The 20,801-nt window shown below is 57.9% G+C and carries 21 protein-coding genes; 20 read left to right on the forward strand and 1 reads right to left on the reverse strand.

The genetic code is table 11. The annotated features are described in order from the left end of the window. Window positions 1-110: 110 nt before the first annotated feature. From dnaX to ACF8YQ_RS08125, 19 genes are all read left to right on the forward strand, one after another. Complete coding sequence (gene dnaX, locus ACF8YQ_RS08035) at window positions 111-2,024, forward strand: DNA polymerase III subunit gamma/tau (protein WP_396623131.1); 1,914 nt, start codon at window positions 111-113, stop codon at window positions 2,022-2,024. 4 nt (window positions 2,025-2,028) lie between these two features. After that, window positions 2,029-2,352 carry a YbaB/EbfC family nucleoid-associated protein gene (locus ACF8YQ_RS08040; RefSeq protein ID WP_011785097.1) on the forward strand — a complete coding sequence of 108 codons (324 nt, stop codon included), beginning with the start codon at window positions 2,029-2,031 and terminating at the stop codon, window positions 2,350-2,352. 33 nt (window positions 2,353-2,385) lie between these two features. Next, the gene (gene recR / locus ACF8YQ_RS08045) at window positions 2,386-2,988 is read left to right on the forward strand and encodes a recombination mediator RecR (RefSeq protein ID WP_396623132.1); all 603 of its coding nucleotides are present in this window, start codon (window positions 2,386-2,388) and stop codon (window positions 2,986-2,988) included. 17 nt (window positions 2,989-3,005) lie between these two features. After that, window positions 3,006-4,157, forward strand: a complete 1,152-nt coding sequence (locus tag ACF8YQ_RS08050) for a ribonuclease D (RefSeq protein WP_396623133.1) — start codon at window positions 3,006-3,008, stop codon at window positions 4,155-4,157. Next, window positions 4,154-4,447 carry a YcgL domain-containing protein gene (locus ACF8YQ_RS08055; protein WP_011785094.1) on the forward strand — a complete coding sequence of 98 codons (294 nt, stop codon included), beginning with the start codon at window positions 4,154-4,156 and terminating at the stop codon, window positions 4,445-4,447. The genes ACF8YQ_RS08050 and ACF8YQ_RS08055 overlap by 4 nt, the downstream gene beginning before the upstream one ends. Beyond that, window positions 4,444-4,890, forward strand: coding sequence for a YcgN family cysteine cluster protein (locus ACF8YQ_RS08060; RefSeq protein WP_278801335.1), 447 nt, complete (start codon window positions 4,444-4,446; stop codon window positions 4,888-4,890). Before ACF8YQ_RS08055 ends, ACF8YQ_RS08060 begins: the two co-directional genes overlap by 4 nt. After that, the gene (locus ACF8YQ_RS08065; RefSeq protein WP_011785092.1) at window positions 4,890-5,234 is read left to right on the forward strand and encodes a hypothetical protein; all 345 of its coding nucleotides are present in this window, start codon (window positions 4,890-4,892) and stop codon (window positions 5,232-5,234) included. Before ACF8YQ_RS08060 ends, ACF8YQ_RS08065 begins: the two co-directional genes overlap by 1 nt. 39 nt (window positions 5,235-5,273) lie before the next feature. Next, window positions 5,274-7,409, forward strand: coding sequence for a VWA domain-containing protein (locus ACF8YQ_RS08070; protein ID WP_396623134.1), 2,136 nt, complete (start codon window positions 5,274-5,276; stop codon window positions 7,407-7,409). An 18-nt stretch (window positions 7,410-7,427) separates the two neighbouring features. Next, window positions 7,428-8,270: a MoxR family ATPase gene (locus tag ACF8YQ_RS08075; RefSeq protein ID WP_011785090.1), complete on the forward strand. Its 843-nt coding sequence runs from the start codon at window positions 7,428-7,430 to the stop codon at window positions 8,268-8,270. Window positions 8,271-8,292: 22 nt separating this feature from the next. Beyond that, on the forward strand, window positions 8,293-9,471 hold the full coding sequence (locus ACF8YQ_RS08080) for a VWA domain-containing protein (protein WP_011785089.1): 1,179 nt from the start codon (window positions 8,293-8,295) through the stop codon (window positions 9,469-9,471). A gap of 428 nt (window positions 9,472-9,899) precedes the next feature. Next, on the forward strand, window positions 9,900-10,364 hold the full coding sequence (locus tag ACF8YQ_RS08085) for an AraC family transcriptional regulator (protein ID WP_396623135.1): 465 nt from the start codon (window positions 9,900-9,902) through the stop codon (window positions 10,362-10,364). 18 nt (window positions 10,365-10,382) lie between these two features. Beyond that, the gene (locus ACF8YQ_RS08090) at window positions 10,383-12,023 is read left to right on the forward strand and encodes a hypothetical protein (protein ID WP_396623136.1); all 1,641 of its coding nucleotides are present in this window, start codon (window positions 10,383-10,385) and stop codon (window positions 12,021-12,023) included. A gap of 41 nt (window positions 12,024-12,064) precedes the next feature. Then, window positions 12,065-14,839: an outer membrane protein assembly factor BamD gene (bamD, locus tag ACF8YQ_RS08095; RefSeq protein ID WP_396623137.1), complete on the forward strand. Its 2,775-nt coding sequence runs from the start codon at window positions 12,065-12,067 to the stop codon at window positions 14,837-14,839. After that, window positions 14,836-15,324 (forward strand): tetratricopeptide repeat protein, encoded by a 489-nt coding sequence (locus ACF8YQ_RS08100; protein WP_031210942.1) that lies wholly within the window; start codon window positions 14,836-14,838, stop codon window positions 15,322-15,324. The genes bamD and ACF8YQ_RS08100 overlap by 4 nt, the downstream gene beginning before the upstream one ends. Then, window positions 15,321-15,692 (forward strand): hypothetical protein, encoded by a 372-nt coding sequence (locus ACF8YQ_RS08105; RefSeq protein ID WP_396623138.1) that lies wholly within the window; start codon window positions 15,321-15,323, stop codon window positions 15,690-15,692. Before ACF8YQ_RS08100 ends, ACF8YQ_RS08105 begins: the two co-directional genes overlap by 4 nt. Before the next feature lie 26 nt (window positions 15,693-15,718). Continuing rightward, window positions 15,719-16,366 (forward strand): MotA/TolQ/ExbB proton channel family protein, encoded by a 648-nt coding sequence (locus ACF8YQ_RS08110; protein ID WP_396623139.1) that lies wholly within the window; start codon window positions 15,719-15,721, stop codon window positions 16,364-16,366. A 40-nt stretch (window positions 16,367-16,406) separates the two neighbouring features. Beyond that, window positions 16,407-16,937 (forward strand): ExbD/TolR family protein, encoded by a 531-nt coding sequence (locus tag ACF8YQ_RS08115; protein ID WP_396623140.1) that lies wholly within the window; start codon window positions 16,407-16,409, stop codon window positions 16,935-16,937. Further along, a complete protein-coding gene (locus tag ACF8YQ_RS08120; RefSeq protein ID WP_396623141.1) occupies window positions 16,934-17,422 on the forward strand; it encodes an ExbD/TolR family protein in 489 nt (162 codons plus the stop codon). The genes ACF8YQ_RS08115 and ACF8YQ_RS08120 overlap by 4 nt, the downstream gene beginning before the upstream one ends. Then, on the forward strand, window positions 17,415-18,380 hold the full coding sequence (locus tag ACF8YQ_RS08125; RefSeq protein ID WP_396623142.1) for an AgmX/PglI C-terminal domain-containing protein: 966 nt from the start codon (window positions 17,415-17,417) through the stop codon (window positions 18,378-18,380). Before ACF8YQ_RS08120 ends, ACF8YQ_RS08125 begins: the two co-directional genes overlap by 8 nt. Before the next feature lie 13 nt (window positions 18,381-18,393). Here ACF8YQ_RS08125 and ACF8YQ_RS08130 read toward each other — a convergent pair whose 3' ends face one another. Beyond that, complete coding sequence (locus ACF8YQ_RS08130) at window positions 18,394-18,879, reverse strand: MaoC/PaaZ C-terminal domain-containing protein (protein WP_113880150.1); 486 nt, start codon at window positions 18,877-18,879, stop codon at window positions 18,394-18,396. A gap of 223 nt (window positions 18,880-19,102) precedes the next feature. Between ACF8YQ_RS08130 and ACF8YQ_RS08135 the strand changes: the two genes are divergently transcribed. Then, complete coding sequence (locus ACF8YQ_RS08135; RefSeq protein WP_014421344.1) at window positions 19,103-20,779, forward strand: long-chain fatty acid--CoA ligase; 1,677 nt, start codon at window positions 19,103-19,105, stop codon at window positions 20,777-20,779. Window positions 20,780-20,801 lie beyond the last annotated feature (22 nt).

Here is a 20,801-nt window from a genome sequence, read left to right on the forward strand (position 1 = left end):
AGCCCCTTGTTTTGTCCGTTTCCTCTCCCGTTTGTTACGCAAGCGCACGCTTCTTCTCATTGCCCGTCCATGCTAGAGTTATTCCCATTTTTCAGAGCAGTTGATGGATCATGAGCTATCAGGTTTTAGCCCGGAAATGGCGCCCCCGTACCTTTGAAGACATGGTGGGGCAGGAGCATGTGTTGCAGGCACTGATTCACGCCCTGGAGCACCAACGCCTGCACCATGCCTATCTGTTTACCGGCACCCGGGGCGTGGGCAAAACCACCATTGGTCGCCTGCTGGCCCGCTGTTTGAACTGCGAAACCGGCATAACACCGAATCCCTGCGGTGAGTGCGACAGCTGCAAGGAGATTCTGGAGAACCGGTTTGTTGATCTGATCGAGATCGATGCTGCCTCCCGCACGGGCGTAGACGACATGCGGGAACTGACCGACAACGTGCAGTACGCTCCCACGCGCGGCCGCTACAAGGTGTACCTCATCGACGAGGTGCACATGCTCACCAACCAGTCCTTCAACGCCTTTCTGAAAACCCTGGAAGAGCCGCCGGAACACGTCAAGTTCCTGTTGGCCACCACCGATCCCCAGAAGCTGCCGGTGACGGTGCTCTCACGGTGCTTGCAGTTCAATCTCAAGCGGATGACCCCGGAGCACATCGTTGGCCACCTGAAGCACGTTCTGACCGAAGAACAGATCCCGTTTGAAGACCCGGCTTTGTGGCTGTTGGCGAGGGCGGCCGATGGCAGTATGAGGGATGCTCTCAGCCTGACCGACCAGGCGATTGCGTTCGGCAACGAGAACCTGGCTGCCAGTGATGTCAGCAATATGCTGGGCACCATCGATCAGCGCGATATCCAGCGCATTGTTAACGCGTTGGTTGAGCGTGATGGCCCCGGGCTGCTGTCTGAGATTAACCGGATCTCGGATTTTGCGCCGGATTACGGCGTGATTCTGTCCGACATGCTGTCCCTGTTCCATCGCGTCACCATGGAGCAGGTGGTGCCGGGCAGTGCCGACAACGCCATGGGCGATGCTACCCAGGTGCAGGAACTGGCCCGTCGGCTCAGTGCCGAAGATGCCCAGTTGTTCTACCAGACCGCCTTGATTGGCCGGAAAGACCTGTCGGTGACGCCGGATGCCCGAATGGGCTTTGAGATGACCTTGTTGCGTATGCTGGCGTTTCGACCGGGTGCCGACCGCCGGGAACCGCCGGCGCTGGCTTCGGGCAACAGCAACACCGGCCCGGCGGAGTCAGAACCTGAGCCTGGCCCGGTTTCGCAAACCGCGCCCACCCAGGCTGTCGCCGCGGCACCGCAACCCGAGCCCGCGCCTCAGCCGGTTCCCAGTCCGGAGCCGGTAGCTGAACCCGAGCCACAGCCACCCATGGTGGATGACCCGCCACCCTGGGAGCCGGACGACTACGGTGTTCAGGCAGAATCATCAGAGTGGCAAGAGCTGGTGCCGCAACCGGATTCCAGTATTGAACCTGAGGCAGAGGCGATATCCGAGCCAGCACCAGCGCCGGAACCAGAGCCGGCCCTTGCGCCCGTGCAATCAGAACCAAGCGCCGACCTGGCCCCGTTGAAAGAGTCTGAGCCGGCACCGGCCGAGCGCGAGCAACCAGTTACCGCCGATGGGTTTGTCTGGGAACGCGATTTCCGTTCGCTGGGTATTACCGGCATGCCCGGTAACTTGGCCAGTTATTCGTCCATGAGAATGGAAGGGCAGGTAGTCGTTCTGACTCTGGACGAAGGCCATGCGCGGCTGCTCAACGCTCGTCACGAAGAAAAGATACTGGCGGCCTTGAGATCGCGCTTCGGCGACGCCACACAGTTGAAGATAGAGCAGGGTGTGCCGGGGTTGCATGCGCCGGCCGCCTTCGAGGAGCGCCAGCGGGCGGCGCGCCAGAAAGCTGCGGAAGAGTCCATCCGGCAGGATCCTCTGGTCAAGAGTATTGTGGAACGATTTGAAGGGCGGGTCGTCGAAGAAAGTATCCGCCCCGCAGAAACAGCCAGGAGATAAGCAGATGATGAACAATATGGGCGACCTGATGAAAAAGGCCCAGCAGATGCAGGAGCAGATGCAGAAGGCCCAGGAAGAGATCGCCAAAGCCGAAGTGACCGGTGAATCCGGCGCCGGGTTGGTGAAAGTCACCATGAACGGCCGGCACGATGTCCGCAAGGTGGATATCGATCCGTCCCTGCTGTCAGAAGACAAGGAAATTCTGGAAGACCTGCTGGCTGCTGCCGTGAACGATGCGGTTCGCCGGGTAGAAGCAAACCAGAAAGACAAAATGTCCGGCATGATGTCTGGCATGGGGATGCCGCCCGGTTTCAAGATGCCGTTCTGAGCCGGCCTGCCATCGATTTTTTGAGGAGTAGTCATGGCCTTCAGCCCCCTGGTTGATGAATTGGTGGAATCCCTGAGATGCCTGCCCGGTGTTGGCCAGAAAACGGCCCAGCGCATGGCCTTTCATCTGCTGGAGCGGGGGCGCTCTGGCGGAACCCGGCTGGCAGCGGCGTTGGATCATGCGATGGACGGCGTGCGCCGTTGCGACAGCTGCCAGAATTTTTCGGATACTGAAATCTGCCAGATCTGCGAAAAAACCGAGCGCCGCAATGGAACACTGTGTGTTGTTGAAAGCCCTTCAGACCTGCTTGCCATTGAGCAGGCCGGCGATTACAAAGGCAGTTACTTCGTATTGATGGGGCACCTGTCGCCCATCGATGGCGTGGGCCCGGAAGAGATCGGGATCGAGCGTCTGCTTGATAGAGTGCGGCGTGAAGGCGTAACCGAATTGATCCTGGCCACCAACCCCACGGTGGAAGGTGAAGCGACCGCCCACTACATTGCTGACCGCCTTGATGGCCAGAATATCCTGATTACACGCCTGGCCCATGGCATTCCGGTTGGCGGTGAGCTGGGCTATGTTGACGGCTTTACACTCACCCATGCATTCCGGGGTCGCAAACCCCTGTCTGAATAAGTTCCCAGGTTCTGTTTATGACCCAAACCGACCCGGCCGTAACCATTCCACCGGCCCCGGATACCGTTCGCTGGCTGGAGACACCCGAGCAGCTGGATCAGTGGCTCGACAGCCTTGAACCCGGCATGCCGGTCGCACTCGACACGGAGTTCGAGCGGGTGTCCACCTTCTACCCGATTCCTGGCCTGGTGCAGTTAGGCGCTGGCGGACAGTTCTGGCTGGTGGATCCGGAGGTGGCTGAGGCCTCGGAATCGTTCCGGGCCATGCTGGCCGATGAAAGCCGGCCAAAACTGCTGTATGCCATGAGCGAGGATCTGGAGTTATTTCGCCATTGGCTGAATGTGGAGCCAGCGGGTGTGCTGGATTTGCAGATCGGTGCCGCACTGGCCGGTGCCGGATTTTCCGTTGGTTATGCCCGCCTGGTTGAGACCCTGTTCGGAGAGGCGCTCGATAAATCCGCCACCCGTTCGGACTGGGTGTCACGGCCACTGACGCCGGCCCAGGAACGCTACGCTCTGGACGACATCCGTTTTCTTGAGCCACTTTACGGATGGGTGTTGGCCAACCTCAGGCAGCGTAGCCTGGAACATGCCCTGGCGGATGAGTCCCGGCGATTTGCCAACGAGGCCGCTACCCAGGAAGACCCGGAGCAGCATTACCTGAAACTCCGGGGCGGCTGGACCCTGAACCGGGAACAGCAAGCGGTTCTCCGGGCACTGGTCGCCTGGCGCGAGCAGGAGTGTCGACGCCAGGACCGACCACGCAACAGGGTCCTGAACGATGGCTTGCTGATTGCCATTGCTGAGCGTTTGCCGTCATCTGCTGCGGTGATCAGGGATGTTCAGGGCGTACCCGGGGGCTTCGTTAAACGTTATGGCGAGCAGTTGGTTGAGCTTGTGCAGGCCGCCCGTGCTACCGATAATTCCGGGCTTGAGCTCATCCCCAGACCGTTGAGCCGGGATCAGCAAGCGCTTTACAAGAAGGTTAAGCGTTACTTTAGCAATGCAGCTGAACGCTTTGATATTCCAATGGAAATATTGGCGCCACGTAAACGTATTGAGAAACTGATCCAGGATGGCACACTGGCGGGCCAGACGTTTTTTGAGGGATGGCGCGAGGAAATTATCGCGCCGGTAAAGCAAGATATTGAGGAACTGCTCAACCAATGACTGAACGGGAATTTGTATCGGTGTTTCGCAGCAGCAAGAAAGGCGACACCTATCTCTTTGTCCGCCGAGGGCAAAAGTGGGACGATTTACCGGAGGCGCTGAGAGGTATCTTTGGCTCGCCCATCCACTCGATGGATCTGCTGCTGACACCAGACAAGAAGCTCGCGCGCACTACCGGAAAGGAAGTGTTGGCGGCAATTGAGGAAAAGGACTTTTTTCTGCAGATGCCGGAAGAGCAGGACACCTACATCGTCGACTTCAAGCGCAAGATTGAGCAGCACCGGAAATGATTGCGCAGATTCCCTTCTGGCAGCGTAAACGACTGGCGGATATGACGCAGCCGGAATGGGAGTCCCTGTGTGATGGCTGCGGTAAGTGCTGTTTACAAAAGCTGGAGGATGAGGATACGGGGGAGGTGTATTACACCGACCTTGTATGCCGTTACATGGACCTGGATACCTGTGGCTGTACGGTCTATGAGCAACGATTGAAAAAGGTACCGGGGTGTACGGTACTGACCGCCGATACAGTTCTCAGCTACCACTGGTTACCATACACCTGTGCGTACCGGACCCTCGCCGAGGGAAGGCCTCTGCCGGACTGGCACCCGCTTCGCAGCGGTGATCCGGATACCGTTCATCAAGCCCGTGTTTCGGTGCGGGGAAGCGTGGTGTCGGAAGATTCTGTGCCGGAAGAGGATTGGGAAGAACACATTATTCACTGGATTCTGTAATGATGGATACAGACGCTTCACTCGCTTATGGGGTTTTCTGGGCGGCCTATGCCGTCGCTTTCGTTGTGTTTTTCTACATGATGAAATCACTGTTCCGGGTATTGCCCTTTTATGGTCTGCGGACGTTGCTTTTGTCTGCGCTTGTGGTGCTGGTGCTGACCCCCGTGGAATCGCCAGACGTGGCCGGCTGGTGGATACCGGCGTGGCTGTTTGCGGGCTATGAGCTGATTCTTGGCGACACCGATGCCGCCGGTCGCGCGCTGTTCAATTTCAGCATCGCCGCGATTGTTATGCTACTGGTATGGATACTTGATCTGGTTCGGTACCGACTGGTTCGCAAATAGACGATTTCTGAGAACTACAAAAGATAAGGGCGCAGTTCAATGAACGGGTTCAAACGCATTTGGGTGGCTGCAGCTTTGCTGCTGATTTCTTGGCAAGTATGTGCGCAGGACCCGGCACTGTCTCTGCCCGGCAATGCAGATGTGCGCATTGTGGTGGATATTTCCGGCTCCATGAAGGAAACCGATCCACAGAATCTCCGCCGCCCAGCGGTTCGTCTGCTGGCCCGGACATTGCCGGAAGGTGCCAGTGCCGGTCTCTGGACTTTCGGGCAGTACGTTAACATGCTGGTGCCCTACGGTGTGGTTGACCAGTCCTGGCGCGACACTGCTATTGAGCGTTCCGAGCAGATCAATTCGGTAGCTCTGCATACGAACCTCGGTTTGGCGATGGAGAAAGCCGCCAACGACTGGTTGTCTGGCGGTACCCTCGAGAACACCCATCTTATTGTCCTCAGCGATGGCAAGGTCGACGTGCCAGGCGGTGACGACGCAAGTCAGGCTGAGGAAAAACGCATAGTCGATTCCTTGTTGCCAGCGCTGAAAGACAAGGGCGCCACGATTCATACGGTTGGTCTGTCTGAGAAAGCGGACATCCGGTTTCTTCGTAACCTGGCCCGGGAAACCGGTGGCAGTTTCCAGCTGGCGCAATCTGCCGAGGCGTTGAATCTGGCGTTTGCCAATGCGCTGAATACCGCAGCGCCGCAGGAACAGGTTCCCATTGAGGGCGATGGCTTTGCCGTTGATGATGGCATCAGCGAGTTTACGGCACTGATCTTCTCAGGACAGGATGCTTCTGGGGAAGAGCCGTTGGCACTTGCACAGCCTGGTGGTGAGCCGTTCACCCGGGAGAGCGCTCCGGATAATGTCCGTTGGGCATCTGAGCCGGGCTATGATCTGATCACCGTTACTGAACCGGTCTCGGGCCGCTGGCGTATCATTGGCGATCTTGGCCAGGGGAGCCGCGTGACGGTGGTCAGTGATCTGCGCATGGCCGTGAATCCGATTCCCGCTGAGTTTACCGAAGAGCAGCCTCTGGCCATTGAAGTGGCTTTTTTTGAGGAAGCCGAAAAGATTACCGGGTCAGACTTTCTCTCGGTCATGGACGTTAGCCTGTCGATAACCGCGAGTGATGGTCGGCAAGGTACCAAGGTTTTGTCTCCCGATACCCCGCCGGAAGACGGCGTATATCGGGACACCGTACCCAGATTGCCTGCGCCTGGCCGCTATCAGGTTGATGTGGTGGCGGATGGCGGAACTTTCTCCCGCAAATTCAGCGCCATGACGACGTTTACCGTGCCAGGGGAAGAGCCACCTCTGGAGGTGGTGACCGAACCCATGGTGCCAGACCTGTCTGAACAGGCGGAGCCGCTGCCGAATTTTGATGGCGGAGCCAACTCTTCAGAACCGGAGCCGCCAGCGGAAGCTGAGCCTCCGGTCGAAGCTCCGGTTCAGGAATCTGAGCCGGAACCAGAGCCAGAGCCAGCACCGGTCGTTGAGCCGGAGCCCGAAGCGCCGGTCGAACAGCCGATCGCTGACACGGAGCCGGAGAAGGGTACCCTTCTGGGTATCCCGGTTTGGGCCTGGGGTGCTGGCGCAGCCTTGCTGGTTGCTATCGTGGGCCTTGGTTTGTTTGCATGGCGTCAGAAAAAAGCGAGGGCAGAACAGGAGCAGGCGGCAGCGGCTGAGCGTGAAACCCTGGAAGACCTGGCTGAAGAGTCTGAGGAGCCACCAGTGGTGGAGCCGGAGCCTCCGGCAGCGTCAGAGTCGGTGGAAGCGGAGGCTGAACCTGAACCTGTCCCGGAAAAAGAGCCAGAGCTGGCGTCTGCCGAAGAGCCGGAACCTGAAGACATTCCGGAACTCTCGCAAGCTGACAGCGAACCGGACGAGATTCCGGATGAGGCCGTACCCGAAGTAACGGAAGAGCTGCCATCGGCTGAACTGGAACCGGAAGAGGATGACATCCCCTTGGCAGACGATACGGTTGGCGCCGAGGCGGAGCCAAATCCTTCTGAAGCTGATGAGATCAGCGAGTCGGAGTTCGACATTGATGAGGACGAGTTTGGTCTGGAAGACTTCGACCTCTCCGAATTCGACGATTTGCCCGATTATGATGAAGAGTCTCCGGAGGACGAAAAATCCAAACCGGCGGACAACAAAGAGAATCCGAAAAAGTAACCAACAGGAATCAGACACATGAAGTTTACCGGCACCGATAAATACGTAGCCACCGATGACCTGCAAATGGCAGTCAATGCAGCGATCGCGCTGCAGCGTCCGTTGTTGATCAAGGGTGAACCCGGCACCGGTAAAACCCTGCTGGCGGAGGAAATGGCCGCGGCGCTGGGAATGACTCTGATTCCCTGGCACATCAAGTCGACCACCAAGGCCCAGCAAGGCCTGTACGAATATGATGCGGTGTCCCGCCTTCGGGATTCCCAACTCGGGGACGAGAAGGTCAAAGACATTCGCAACTACATTGTGAAGGGCAAGCTCTGGGAAGCCTTTGAGGCGGACGAGCAGGTGGTGCTGCTGATCGACGAAATTGACAAGGCGGATATCGAGTTCCCGAACGACCTGTTGCTGGAACTGGATCGAATGGAGTTTTTCGTTTACGAAACCCAGGAGTTTGTGAAAGCGAAGAAACGCCCGATTGTGGTCATCACCAGTAACAACGAGAAAGAGCTGCCAGATGCCTTCCTGCGCCGCTGCTTCTTCCACTACATCAGCTTCCCGGATCACGACACCATGAAGAACATCGTGGATGTTCACTTCCCGGGAATTCAGCAGCAGGTGGTGCGGGATGCGCTGGAAGTGTTTTTTGACGTTCGCAAGGTGCCGGGGCTCAAGAAGAAGCCGTCGACATCCGAGCTGATCGACTGGCTCAAGTTGCTGATGGCGGATGAGCTCTCTGCCAAAGCCCTGCAGGAGAAAGACTCCAGCTCGGCTCTGCCACCGCTCTATGGTGCCCTGGTGAAGAATGAGCAGGACGTTCATTTGCTGCAGAAGCTGGCTTTCATGGCGCGTCGCCGAAACTGATCACCGACAAGAGCCTTGCTTTATGTTGATTGATTTTTTCCTCGAAGTACGGCGGGCCAAGGTGCCGGCCAGTCTGCGGGAATTCCTGGACCTGCTGGAGGCCATTCAGCAGCGCCTGGCATTCGCAGACATGGAGGAGTTCTATTACCTGGCCAGGGTGTGCCTGGTTAAGGATGAGCGGCACTTTGACAAGTTTGATCGCGCCTTCCAGGCCTATTTTGAAGGCATCGAGAATCTCGATGATCTGCTCGAGGCGCTGATTCCGGACGATTGGCTGCGCGCCGAATTCGAGAAACACCTGACCGATGAAGAGAAAGCCAAGATCGAGTCTCTCGGCGGGCTGGAAGAGTTGATCGAAACGTTCAAAAAGCGCATGGAAGAGCAGAAGGAGCGTCACGCCGGCGGTAACAAATGGATTGGTACCGGCGGAACCTCACCGTTTGGTGCCAACGGTTACAACCCGGAAGGTTTCCGCATCGGCCAGAACAAGGGTCGCCACGGCCGGGCGGTTAAAGTCTGGGAAAAGCGTGAGTTCCGTGATCTGGACGACAGCATCACCCTCGGCATCCGCAACATCAAGGTCGCCTTGCGCCGGCTGCGTAAATTTGCCCGACAGGGCGCGGCAGACCAGCTCGACATGGATGACACCATCCGCTCAACGGCCCGCAATGCCGGATACCTGGACCTGAAAATGGTTCCGGAGCGGCACAACGCCGTGAAGGTTCTGATCTTTTTTGATGTGGGCGGTTCAATGGATCCTCACGTTCGCGTGTGTGAAGAGCTGTTCTCCGCGGCACGTCTTGAGTTCAAGCACATGGAGTATTTCTACTTCCACAATTTCATTTATGAAAGCGTGTGGAAGAATAACATCCGGCGCATGAACGAGACGCTCAGCACCTGGGACATCCTGCATAAATATACGCCGGACTATAAGGTGATTTTTGTCGGGGATGCCACCATGGCGCCTTATGAGATCACGCATCCCGGTGGCTCGATCGAACACTGGAATGAGGAAGCAGGCGCCACCTGGTTCCAGCGTGTGACCGAGCATTTCCGGAAGGTGGTGTGGCTCAACCCGTTACCGGAAAGCTACTGGGGATCGGGTGGTTCACTGGGCATTACCCAGCAATTGGTCAATAATCATATGTACCCTTTGACCATTGAGGGGCTCGAATCGGCCATGAGGCAGTTGAGTAAATAAAAAAAGCCGATGCGGTTGAGGGCATCGGCAAAGCTCGGCATATTCAAGCGGGGGTTGCCTGAAAGGCGCTCCCGCCAACTCTGGTAGAGCAAATCCGGGGCCATGCCCCTGTATAAAGGATTAATATCAATAGCTTGCATCGTCATAGGGCCGGTCGGTCCTTTGTGATCAGCCTTCCTTTACTTTATTTCTGTCAAATTAGTCGACACTTTTCGTTGCCGATACCCGGCCAAATGCTCATTTGGTGAAATGGATACCGTTCTTGGTTGTTAGCGGGTGTTACTCTTTATTTCGAAATGTTACCTGAGCCGCGCACCAGCGCGGCCCGGCAAGGCAGGAAAGTGATGTTCGGCAGACAAAAACCACAAAAGTGCCGGATTGCCCCAGGGATCAGGGGGCTTTGTATATCCGGAATGATCATTGCTGCGATGGCGGCAACCTCCCACGCATCGTCGCTCGATGAGCAGATCGAGCGTCTGAACGCTGACATTACCCGGCATACCGCAAGTGTGCATGCCCTTGAGCAGAAACTGCTGCACCCGGTGAATACCCGGGTGGCGGTTTTTCTGTCTTTGGCGAACCGGCAGGCCCTGGAGCTGGATTCGGTAGAACTGTTCGTCAATGAGCAGCCGGTTACCGCTCATCTGTACACGGAAAACGAGCGGAACTCGCTGGGCCAGGGCGGCGTGCATCAACTGTTTATCGGCAATCTGGCGGACGGACGGCACAGCCTCAAGGCGGTGATCAACGCCCGGGCGGCCAACAATCGTTTCGTGCGCCGGGAGATTGTCCACGATTTCCGGAAACAGCCCGGCACCTTGCGCCTGCAGATGACGCTGAACGCCAAGGCACCGGACTATGAACCGGAAGTCTCATTTGTTGAGTGGAAATAACCGGCCATGAATGGGCGCATGTCTCTGTTCCTCCGAACCAGTATTGGTGTCATGGCAGCGATGCTGGCAGGTGTTGCCGCGCCGGTAGCAACTGCCATGGATAACTCGTTGGCAACCGGCGTGGTTCGCTTTGCACTGGATACCGGTGAGGCTTCGTCGGTTGTCGGGTTGGCCATGAAGCTTGAAGGCGAATCGGCCGATTACCTCCAGGCCCGGCTTATGCTGGCGTCGGGGCAGCACGACGAGGCCAGGGCTGGGTTTGAGGGTGTATTTAACGGTGCGTCTCACCGAGGCGAAGCGGCATTGGCTCTGGCTGAAATGGCACAGGAAGAGGGCGATCTCACCGGTGCGGAAAACTGGTACCAACAGGCGCGCCGAACCGGCTATGGCGAAGTGGTTCAAAAAGCGCTTCTCGGTCTGGCGGAGCTGGCCAGAATACAAGGGAAGACCGACGCGGCCGGTCAATACCTTGCGCGTATGGAAGATGGCTACTGGGCGGCTGTGGGCTATATGAACCTGGCGGCGGATTTCGCCCGCGATGATCTCGATTCGTCACGGGCACTGGTTTCGCTCCGGGTTGCCATGGCCATGGCTGCCAAGGATACCGACACCAGCCGGAGCCGGGCACTGCTTGATCAGCTCAATCTCCGGGCGGGCTATCTCGCACTGGGTAGCGAAGATTACGACAAAGCGATTGATTTCCTGGAGAAGGTCTCTCTGGAAAGCTATCACACACCTCAGGCTCTCTATCTTCATGGCCTTGCCCTGTCGAGCAAAGGCAACCACCGTGCCGCCATGCAGAGCTGGCACCGTGCCAAGAAATTTCCGCTGGCATTTCCCGGTGTTTCAGGTGCGTGGATTGGTATGGGCCGTGGCTACGATCTTTCCGGGTATCCCGGCCAGGCGGGAGAATCCTGGTTGGCAGCCAACGCGGCCTATGAGGGAGAACGGGTTACCCTTGGCAAATTGTCCGAAAGGATCACGGCTGAAGGAGCCTACAAAGCTCTGGTTCAGGATGCGCGTAGTGACGACATTCAATGGTTTTTGGCCGATAACCGAACGTTAACCCAGCCACGAATGGCGTATCTTCTGCGCTTCATGGAAGAACCCGAGGCCCAGGTGGCGGTGCGGAGGGTGGCGCGCCTTGATGAGATGGTCGCAACATTGGATGCGAGCAAGTACAACCTGGAGGTTTTCATCCAGGCCCTTGAAGGCTTTATGGCCTCGGCCGGTTCAGGGGGGGTGGCGCCACAAACCGCTGGGCTTGAGCAACAGCAGAGTGATCTGGAATCCAGGTTGAATGGGTTGGTGGAGCAAGCGGCAACGCCTGCCCAGGTCACAGAGTTGCGTCAGCTAAAACAGTCCCTGGCAGGAGCCGGCCGCCGCATGGGCGCGTTGAATGAGCAGATCCTCCAAAGACTTGAGCGCCTGGAAAAGGTTCTGGACGAAGCTCGTGCAATGAGAGACGCCACCAAGGATTTACGTTACAAGGCCCTCAGTCTCCGGGAGCAGGCTGCGCGAGAACTGGATGCACTGGCACTGGCGTTTGTTAAAACGCAGACCCAGCGCATGACTCACGCGCTGGACAAAACCGAGCAGCAAATCGCCCATCTCTACGAGTATCTCGCTCTGGAAAATCTCGGGGAGGGTGCACAGTGAATCTGCCTTTTACTCCGAAGTCCTTCGCGGCACTCCTTGTAATGGCTATGACGTTGGCCCATGCGCCGGTTTCTGCGCAGGAATCGTTCCGCGTGGAGTTGGGGCGGGATGGTGAAACCCTGGGGGATATGCGCCCGGTGTTTCTGAAATTTGAGAGCCGGCCACTGCCGGCGATTTCGCCTCTGGAAGTGGCTCGCCGTTATCAGAAGCTGTTTGAGTCCTCGGATGAGCCTGAAGTGCGGATAGACGCCCTGAACCGGCTCAACAACATCCGTGATAGGTCGGGAGAGGACGTCGGGTTCTCCGAAGAGCGGGAAGCGGCCATCTATGAGGAAGTGCTCGAGAGTTACGAAAGCATTCTGGCAAAAGGGTCCTTTTCCGGGCGTCTCGACGAGTTGCTGTACCAGATGGCCAAGGCCCACGCGCTGACCGGGCAACCGGAGCAGTCCATCGCAAGACTGAAACAGCTTGTTGGGCTTTACCCGAACTCGGGACTGGTACCTGAGGCCCGCTTCCGCATTGCGGAAGCGGCTTTCTCGGCCGGGCGCTACGCGGAGGCAGAGGCCGGTTACCGACAGTTGCTGGAGCATGACAGCAATCAGGAACTCGCCGCCAAAGCTCGCTACATGCTCGGCTGGAGTCAGTTCAAAGAGGGTAATCCCGCGTGGGCCCGTGCGTCAGCCAGCTTCATGGCGGTACTGGACCAGCAGTTACCAGACCACTCCGCCCTGGCCAACCCGCCGGCGCAGTCCATGGATATGCTGGAGGACACCTTCCGGGTGCTGGCCTTGATGGCATCCCGCCAGAGTGATGCCCGGACCCTTGCCGACTGGCTGGATGGTCGTGAGTCATCAGCATGGCAGCATCTGTTATACGACCGGCTTGCGGATCTGCATGCGGTGGAACGCCGTTATGAACGGGCGGTGTCGGTCAACAACGCCTTTGTGTCCGAGTTTGCGGGCCATACAGCGAGCCCGGATTTCCTGGCCCAGAGTGTTTACTACTGGCAACTGGCCGGTAATACCCCACAAGCTCTGGCGGCGCGGGATGATTACGTCCAGCGTTTGGGGGCAGAGGCCCGATTCCAGACGATGACTCCTGAGCAGAAGGGGCTTTGGGCGCAATACACCCGCTTCCTCGCTGATCACTACTACGCCACCGGTACAGACCTCAGTAGCCGGAACCAAACGGCTGCCGCCAGTGAAGCCTGGGCCAAAGCCGCCCATTATTACGAGCGGCTTGCACCTCGCTCGGATCAAGCCGGGGAACTGCTCCATCTCGCAGGCGATGCCCGGTTACTGGCTGGCGATCGGGCTGAAGCCGTCAGGAATTTCCGGGCCGCAGCCTACGACCATCGCCACGGGGATTCCCGGGATTCGGCCTGGGCCGCTATCCGAATTGTTCGTGAGGATCTTGAGCTGGCATCAGGAGAGAGCAGAACTGCGACGCTGCTCGTCCTGAGCAACGAAGAGCAGCAATATGCAGAGGCGTTTGGCCCGGATGAACGTCTGTCGGGGCTCCGTGCCGACCTTGCCAACCGTTGGTACGACCTGGGCGAATTCGAGCGTGCCCTGCAATACGCCAGCTCTACACTGACCTGGGAGCGGGCGGGGGTTACCGAGCGTTACGCCGCGTGGTTGGTGACCGCGCGTATTCGACAGAAAAACAACGAGTTCGGGCTTGCTGAACGTGCCTGGCGTCAGGCCTTGTTATTGGCTGACGAAGCCAGCCCAGATGCGGAGAGCCAGAAGCGTAGGCTTCTGGAACAACTTGCGACCGCTATCTATCAGCAGGGCGAAAAGGCCGCCCGCGCCGGCGACGCAACCCTGGCTGTTGCGCACTTCCAGAGGGTTGAGGGCGTTATGCCGGGCTCTGAAATTGCGATCAAGGCTCGTTATGACGCCGCGAATACCCTGCTTCGAGCATCCGACTGGCTGGCTGCCATCAATGAACTCCAACGCTTCCGGATGGATTATCCGAGTCATGAGCTTACGCCTGAAACCAGTGAGAAGCTGGTTCTCGCCTATCAGGAATCTGGCCAGGGATTAAAAGCCGCGGAGGAGCTGCTGAGTCGCTCAGAAACGCTTGCGGACCCGTGGCCCACCAGGCTGCGTGCTGCGGCCATTTTCCACGCAGAGGGTGACAGCGCTTCCAGAAACCAGCTTTACAAAAACTGGCTGGCGGTTGCACCCACGCCCGATTCCGCCGAGGAGCATGTTCAACAGCAGACCATGCGCCAGCGCCTGATCGAATCGGGCGACGCTACGGGTGCCATACGTGAACAACTGCTGGCTCAGGAAAGAGCCAGTCAGTGGCATTCTGAGGATACCCTGCAATGGGCTGCGGATGCGGCACTGTTCTTTGGTGCGCTCACGGCAGAACGTTTTGCCGGTATTGCCCTGGCTCACCCGCTGGAGCAGGCCCTTGCACGAAAACAGGCGGCCATGCAGCAGGCTCAGGAGTATCTCCAGGAGGCAGAGTCCTTTGCCGGCGATGGAGTACGTTCGGAGGTTTTATATCGCCGTGCTGAACTCTATCGAACACTGGCGTCTGACCTCATGTCCTCTGAAGTACCCGCGGAACTGAACGAAATGGAAGCGATGCAGTATCAGATGCTCCTGGAAGAGGAAGCGTTTCCACTTGAGGAAGAGGCCATGGCGCTGCACGCTCGCAACCACGAACGTATCCCCACGGAAGGTTTCGATGAGTGGATTCAGCGCAGCCTGGAGGCCCTGGCCACCATGCACCCCGGGCGCTACGACCGACAGCTTCGCTGGATGAGTTGGACGACGGACACCAATCAGGGAGGCTCATGATGAGGTTGAGAGGGATACCCCAGGTTTTCCGGTTTCTACTTCTTCTGGTTCTTGCGGGGTTGGCTGGCTGCGCTTCCAAAGCGCCGGCCCCTGAAAAAGTGGCGCCAGTGTATCAGCCGGAACAGTCAAAAGAGTGGGAGCGGCAGGGCCGGCAGGCCTACGAAGCCGGTGACCGGAAGATGGCACTGGAGGCCTGGCACCAGGCGGTTGCGGCGGATCCTGCCAACGTGAGGGTTCGCAACAATCTGGCACTGCTTCTTAAAGAGCAGGAGCGCTTTGAGGAAGCCGCCGAGATGCTGGAAGCGGGGTTGAAGGTGACGCCGAAGGTGGCGGAACTGCATTACAACCTGGCGGTGATATCGGAGCTCTACCTGCTGGACCTCGACAAGGCGCTGGAACATTACCAGCAATATCAGTCCCTGGTGGGGGAGGAAGGCTCGCAGGTTGCCGGCTGGATCGCAGATCTTGAACGGAGGCTGGAATGATGCTGTCCAGGTTAACGTGCTGCGGTTTCTCCCTGTCTGTTCTGTTGCTTTGGCCGGCCATCGGCTATTCCGCAGAAGGGATCAGTGAGGCGGGGCAGAGCCAACAGAACGTTCTGCAGGTACGGGGGCTCTCCGCTGGCACCGGCGAAGACGATCCGAGAATTCTGTACATATTGCCCTGGCAAACGCCGAGCCTGCCCCGGCGCCCGAGGACCGAACTCAATCAACAGGCACCGGAACTCTTGCATCCGGTAACTCAACCGGTTCTGGAGAACCACCGCCAGTTCCGCGAAACCCTTAACCCCCTTGTGCTGACACCAACGCTGTCTGCAGGGCAGGGCGCCGCACCAGTCGAGTCGCAACCCTAACGTCGCAGTAGATGGAGAACTACACCATGCTTGATACCGTTATCCGCTTTTTCCAGGAGGGTGGTCCCTTCATGTACCCGATTGCCATTGTGCTTGCACTGGGGCTGGCGATCACTCTGGAACGTTTCCTGTATCTCGGAGCGGTTCGCCGTCGAAATCGTGTGGCATTTGAGCGCGGCATTCTGCCCGCCCTGCAAAAACGTGATTACCAGCGCGCCATGAAAGCGGCATCCAGCTCAGACAGCGCAATTGCCTCAGTGCTTGGCGCTGGCATTGCCCGGTTGATCAATAACTGCCGGCGTGAAGACGTCGAATACGCTATGGAAGAGGGGCTGATGGAAGTATTGCCCCGACTGGAAAAGCGCACGCAGTATCTCGCCACCCTGGCCAATATTGCGACGCTGCTGGGCTTGCTTGGCACCATCATTGGCTTGATTGCGGCATTCACCGCGGTTGCTGCCGCAGACCCCGCGCAGAAGGCATCGCTGTTATCGGAAAGTATTTCTGTGGCCATGAATACCACTGCCTTTGGCCTGATGTCGGCCATTCCGCTGCTGCTGTTCCACGCGGTACTGCAGACCCGCACCAACGAGATTGTCGACAGTTTTGAAATGGCGGGGGTCAAGCTCCTTAATATGGTGTCTGAGCCCGCAAACCGACCAGCGGCGGCCTGATTGTGCTGGCATTCCAGGATCTGATCAGGAGTAGCCGAACATGAGACGTCGACATCGTAGGCTGACGACCTCGGCCGACCTCGACATTACAGCCTTTCTCAATCTGATGATTGTGCTGGTACCGGTGTTGCTGCTGGGCATGGTGTTCAGCCAGATCCGGATGATCGAATTGAACTTTCCGGGCATGGAAGCCGGCCAGGCGCCGGATTCCGAATCGTTCCGGCTGGTGGTCACGGTGCTACCGGAGGGTATTGAGGTGGCGGACAGCGACCGCGGCCTCATTGACGTGTTGCCTGTTACCGGGCAGGGCCAGGCCTATTCACGACTGAGTGAACTGTTGCAGCGGATTAAATCCCGGATGCCCGACAAGACGGACGTGATCCTGGAAGTCGGACCAGACGTTGACTACCAGACTCTGGTGTCGGTTATGGATACGGTGCGCTCTTACCAGGCGGTGGTGGCAGCGAGCGTTGTGGAAGCAGAGCTCTTTCCGGATGTGTCTTTGATGGATGCTGGTGAGGATCGCAATCTGGCCGCTCGTCCGGTGGAAGGCAAAGGAGAAGGCGCGTGAAGTTGTCGAGACGAGCCCGGCTGCGCCAGCGCCACTATGGACGGATGCATAAGGCTGGCGGCCTGAATCTGGTGTCGCTGATGGATATTTTTACCATTCTGGTGTTCTTCCTGATGGTGAATTCCTCGGATGTGAAGGTCATGCAGAATACCGCGGATGTACCGTTGCCCAGTTCGACCGCCAAACAGGAAGCGGTGGAAAACCTGACCGTACAGGTGGTCGGCCAGTCTATTCTGGTTCAGGGCCGGGAAGTGGCGCGCCTGGACGGCATCGAAGCCACAGATACCCGCATTGCCGGCTTGTCCGAAGAGTTGGCGTACCGACGGAACCGCTGGGCTGAGGTGCCGGCCAACGGTCTTGAGGTTACGATCATGGCAGCCAAAGATACCGATTACCGGTTGCTGAGAAAGATCATGCAGACCTGTGTCGATGAGCAGTTCCGGCAAGTGCGCCTAGCGGTGGAATCGGAGGTTCGTAATGGCTGATCGCGGGGAGCTGTCGCAACCGTCCCGGCTCCCCTGGTCCAGGGACTTAGCAGAGTCGGGCCGCTTCGGCCTGATAACGGGGCTGATGCTGGCGCTGTTCCTGATTCCGGCTCTCATTATCCCGGGCCTGCAGGTACCGGAACCTGAGCGTGAACAGGCTGAGCAATTGCCGCCCCGGCTGGCGAAGCTGGTACAGCCACCCAAGCCGGTTGAGCCACCAGATCCGGTTGTGGAGCCAGAGCCTGAACAGCCCAAGCCAGAGCCGGAACCGGAACCGAAGCAGGTTGAGGAGCCGCAACAGATTCCTCCTGAACCGACGGTGGCGAAATCGGAGCCGAAGCCAGCGCCGCAGACGACCGAGCAGGCTCGCGAAACCGCCTCACGTTCCGGCCTGTTTGCCATGAAGGACCGGCTCAGTGCTCTGACGTCTGTGGACACTCCGGCACCTGAGGTGCGGCGTGTCGCGAATATCAGTACCAGTCAGGCGGATGGCCTGGCACCGGAAACGCCGAATGATTCGGTACTGCAAGGCAGCGGCGGTGTTGAAGCCCGTGAAGGACCAGTTAGGGAAGTCGAACTGGCAAAGCATGAAACCAGTGACGTAGCCGCTCCCCGGGAAACCGCGCCTCAGGTGGCAAGCCAGCCGGAACCCGCCCGGCCGTCAGTGGGCGAGCGTGCCATGAGCAATATACGGCAGGTATTTGATGCCCAGAAGAGCGTGCTCTATTCCCTGTACCAGCGGGAGTTACGGCAGGATCCAACCCTTGAGGGTAAGGTTATCCTGGAACTGGTGATTGAGCCGGATGGCAGTGTCTCAGCCTGTGACGTGGTGGGCTCGGAGCTGGACCACCCGATGCTGGAGAAGCGCATTGCTTTGCGCGTACAGATGTTCAATTTCGGGGCAGCCAATGTGGAAACCCGGAAGGTTCGATTCCCCATCGATTTCCTTCCGGGGTAATGCCGGCCGAAACTCAGCTTTCGATGGTGATTTTCGGCAAGCGGGGTTTTTGCAACGAAATCTTTTCGGTGGGGGCAATCACCTTGGCCTCGCCGGTAACCACCTGATCACCGTTCTGATTGCGCACATCGCAGCCAAAAGAGACACGGTTTTTAGGTTCCTTGCGAAGCACCGACAAGGTGACAGTCAGTGTGTCGTCCAGCTTGACCGGTCGTTTGAAGGACAGGCTCTGTTCCAGGTAGATGGTGCCGGGGCCGGGCATGACCGTGGCCAGGGCGGCAGAAATCAGTGAGCCACTCCACATACCATGAGCGATGCGCTCCCGGAACATGGATTCTGCGGCAAACTCGGAATCCAGGTGTACCGGGTTTACGTCCCCGGATACCGCAGCAAACAGCACCAGCTCATCTTCGGTGAGGGTGCGTGTGAAGGTGGCTGAATCGCCCTCGTTCAGTTCGTCGTAGGTAATGTTTTCCAGCGTATCCAGGGTGTCGCTCATCACAGGCTCCGGTGATTCAGTGATCAAGTACGGTTGTACCGTTTGCTGATCTGAAAACTACCTCATCGTTAACAAAACTGCTATTCTCTCCCCACTTTTTTGAGGCTGATACTTTAGTCGGGTTGATTTTCCCGAGCGATCGGTCTTGGCAAAACATTACAATCAGGGGGCTTCTGAACCCATCCGGTAGTACCCCACAGCGCCAATCAGACAGGAGATGGTGATGGATTTTGAGCAGTTCTATCAAGACAAATACCCAGCTGGCATCCCCCGGGAAATCGATCTCAATAAATACAAAAACATGGTGGATGTTTTTGAGCAGGCGGTACAGAAGTTTGCAGACAAGCCTGCGTTCACAGCGGTTGGCGTTACCCTGACCTATCGGGATCTTGATACTCAGAGCCGTAACTTTGCGGCCTGGCTGCAGAACAAAACCGACCTGAAACCCGGCGACCGCATTGCGGTGCAGATGCCGAACGTGACCCAGTATCCGGTGGTTGTGTTCGGGGCCATGCGCGCAGGGCTGATTGTGGTGAACACCAACCCGCTATACACCACTCGCGAGATGGAGCACCAGTTCAACGATTCCGGTGCAAAGGCACTGGTCGTTCTGGCCAATATGGCGGACAACGCGGAGAAGGTTTTGCCCCACACCGGCATCGAGCACGTGATTGTGACCGAGATTGCCGATATGCATTCCCCCATCAAGCGTACCCTGATGAATGCCGCGGTGAAGCACCTCAAGAAGATGGTTCCGGCGTTCAACATTCCGGGTGCTCATAAGCTGCCGGCGGTACTCAGCGCCGGTGCCCGTGAAAAGTTTACCCCGGTCGACATCAAGCTGGATGATCTGGCCGTGCTGCAGTACACCGGCGGCACCACTGGTGTTGCCAAGGGTGCCATGCTGACTCATGCCAATCTGGTGGCCAACCTGACACAAGTCCGGCCAATGCTGGAAGATCAGGTGGAAGAGGGCAAGGAAGTGGTGATTGCACCGCTGCCGCTGTACCACATTTACTCCTTCACCCTGAACTGCGGCATTATGCTGGAAGCAGGTGCCCATAACGTCCTGATTCCGAACCCGCGTGATATCCCCGGCTTTGTTAAAGAGCTGCAGAAGCAGAAGTTCTCTGCCTTTATTGGCCTGAATACCTTGTTTGTGGCCCTGTGCAACAACGAGGACTTCCAGGATCTGGACTTCTCTGGCCTCAAGCTGACTGCCTCTGGTGGTATGGCCCTGACCAGCGATACCGCGAAAATGTGGCAGCGTGTAACGGGTTGCGAAATCAGCGAAGGCTACGGTATGACCGAGACCTCGCCGGTGGTTACCTTCAACCCCCGCAGCGCCATCCAGATCGGAACCATCGGTCTGCCGATTCCGTCGACTGTGGTCAAAACCATTGACGACGACGGCAATGAAACACCGGTCGGCGAGCCGGGGGAACTGTGTGTAAAAGGCCCGCAGGTGATGCGCGGTTACTGGCAGCGTCCGGATGATACACAGAAGTCGTTCACCGATGACGGTTTCCTGAAGACCGGCGATGTGGCCCTGATCCAGGAGGACGGTTACATCCGCATTGTGGATCGTAAGAAGGACATGATCATCGTGTCCGGTTTCAACGTGTTCCCGAACGAAATCGAAGATGTTGTGACCACACACCCGAAAGTCGTGGAGTGTGCCGCCGTGGGGATCCCCGATGCCAAGAGCGGCGAAGCGGTGAAGGTTTATGTCGTGCCCACCAAAGAAGGTGTAACCGCCAACGAACTCAAGGAGTTCTGTCGGGAGCGTCTGACCGCCTACAAGGTACCCAAGCACTTTGAGTTCCGTGATGAACTGCCAAAGAGCAACGTGGGCAAGATCCTGCGCCGTGAGCTGCGGGACGAGGCCAACGCCAAGTAACAGGTGAGGCCCGCATACCAAC

The sequence above is a fragment of the Marinobacter sp. W-8 genome (assembly GCF_044342215.1).
Classification (GTDB): domain Bacteria; phylum Pseudomonadota; class Gammaproteobacteria; order Pseudomonadales; family Oleiphilaceae; genus Marinobacter; species Marinobacter nauticus.

Excerpts from the sequence above, each read along its gene's own strand:
- ACF8YQ_RS08070 (WP_396623134.1), top strand. The coding sequence starts at position 5,274 with ATGAACGGGTTCAAACGCATTTGGGTGGCTGCAGCTTTGCTGCTGATT.
- ACF8YQ_RS08060 (WP_278801335.1), top strand. The coding sequence starts at position 4,444 with ATGATTGCGCAGATTCCCTTCTGGCAGCGTAAACGACTGGCGGATATG.
- ACF8YQ_RS08125 (WP_396623142.1), top strand. The coding sequence starts at position 17,415 with ATGGCTGATCGCGGGGAGCTGTCGCAACCGTCCCGGCTCCCCTGGTCC.
- ACF8YQ_RS08130 (WP_113880150.1), bottom strand. The coding sequence starts at position 18,879 with ATGAGCGACACCCTGGATACGCTGGAAAACATTACCTACGACGAACTG.
- recR (WP_396623132.1), top strand. The coding sequence starts at position 2,386 with ATGGCCTTCAGCCCCCTGGTTGATGAATTGGTGGAATCCCTGAGATGC.
- ACF8YQ_RS08115 (WP_396623140.1), top strand. The coding sequence starts at position 16,407 with ATGAGACGTCGACATCGTAGGCTGACGACCTCGGCCGACCTCGACATT.
- bamD (WP_396623137.1), top strand. The coding sequence starts at position 12,065 with ATGGCTATGACGTTGGCCCATGCGCCGGTTTCTGCGCAGGAATCGTTC.
- ACF8YQ_RS08090 (WP_396623136.1), top strand. The coding sequence starts at position 10,383 with ATGTCTCTGTTCCTCCGAACCAGTATTGGTGTCATGGCAGCGATGCTG.
- ACF8YQ_RS08040 (WP_011785097.1), top strand. The coding sequence starts at position 2,029 with ATGATGAACAATATGGGCGACCTGATGAAAAAGGCCCAGCAGATGCAG.
- dnaX (WP_396623131.1), top strand. The coding sequence starts at position 111 with ATGAGCTATCAGGTTTTAGCCCGGAAATGGCGCCCCCGTACCTTTGAA.
- ACF8YQ_RS08110 (WP_396623139.1), top strand. The coding sequence starts at position 15,719 with ATGCTTGATACCGTTATCCGCTTTTTCCAGGAGGGTGGTCCCTTCATG.
- ACF8YQ_RS08135 (WP_014421344.1), top strand. The coding sequence starts at position 19,103 with ATGGATTTTGAGCAGTTCTATCAAGACAAATACCCAGCTGGCATCCCC.
- ACF8YQ_RS08105 (WP_396623138.1), top strand. The coding sequence starts at position 15,321 with ATGATGCTGTCCAGGTTAACGTGCTGCGGTTTCTCCCTGTCTGTTCTG.
- ACF8YQ_RS08100 (WP_031210942.1), top strand. The coding sequence starts at position 14,836 with ATGATGAGGTTGAGAGGGATACCCCAGGTTTTCCGGTTTCTACTTCTT.
- ACF8YQ_RS08050 (WP_396623133.1), top strand. The coding sequence starts at position 3,006 with ATGACCCAAACCGACCCGGCCGTAACCATTCCACCGGCCCCGGATACC.
- ACF8YQ_RS08085 (WP_396623135.1), top strand. The coding sequence starts at position 9,900 with ATGGCGGCAACCTCCCACGCATCGTCGCTCGATGAGCAGATCGAGCGT.
- ACF8YQ_RS08055 (WP_011785094.1), top strand. The coding sequence starts at position 4,154 with ATGACTGAACGGGAATTTGTATCGGTGTTTCGCAGCAGCAAGAAAGGC.
- ACF8YQ_RS08080 (WP_011785089.1), top strand. The coding sequence starts at position 8,293 with ATGTTGATTGATTTTTTCCTCGAAGTACGGCGGGCCAAGGTGCCGGCC.
- ACF8YQ_RS08065 (WP_011785092.1), top strand. The coding sequence starts at position 4,890 with ATGATGGATACAGACGCTTCACTCGCTTATGGGGTTTTCTGGGCGGCC.
- ACF8YQ_RS08075 (WP_011785090.1), top strand. The coding sequence starts at position 7,428 with ATGAAGTTTACCGGCACCGATAAATACGTAGCCACCGATGACCTGCAA.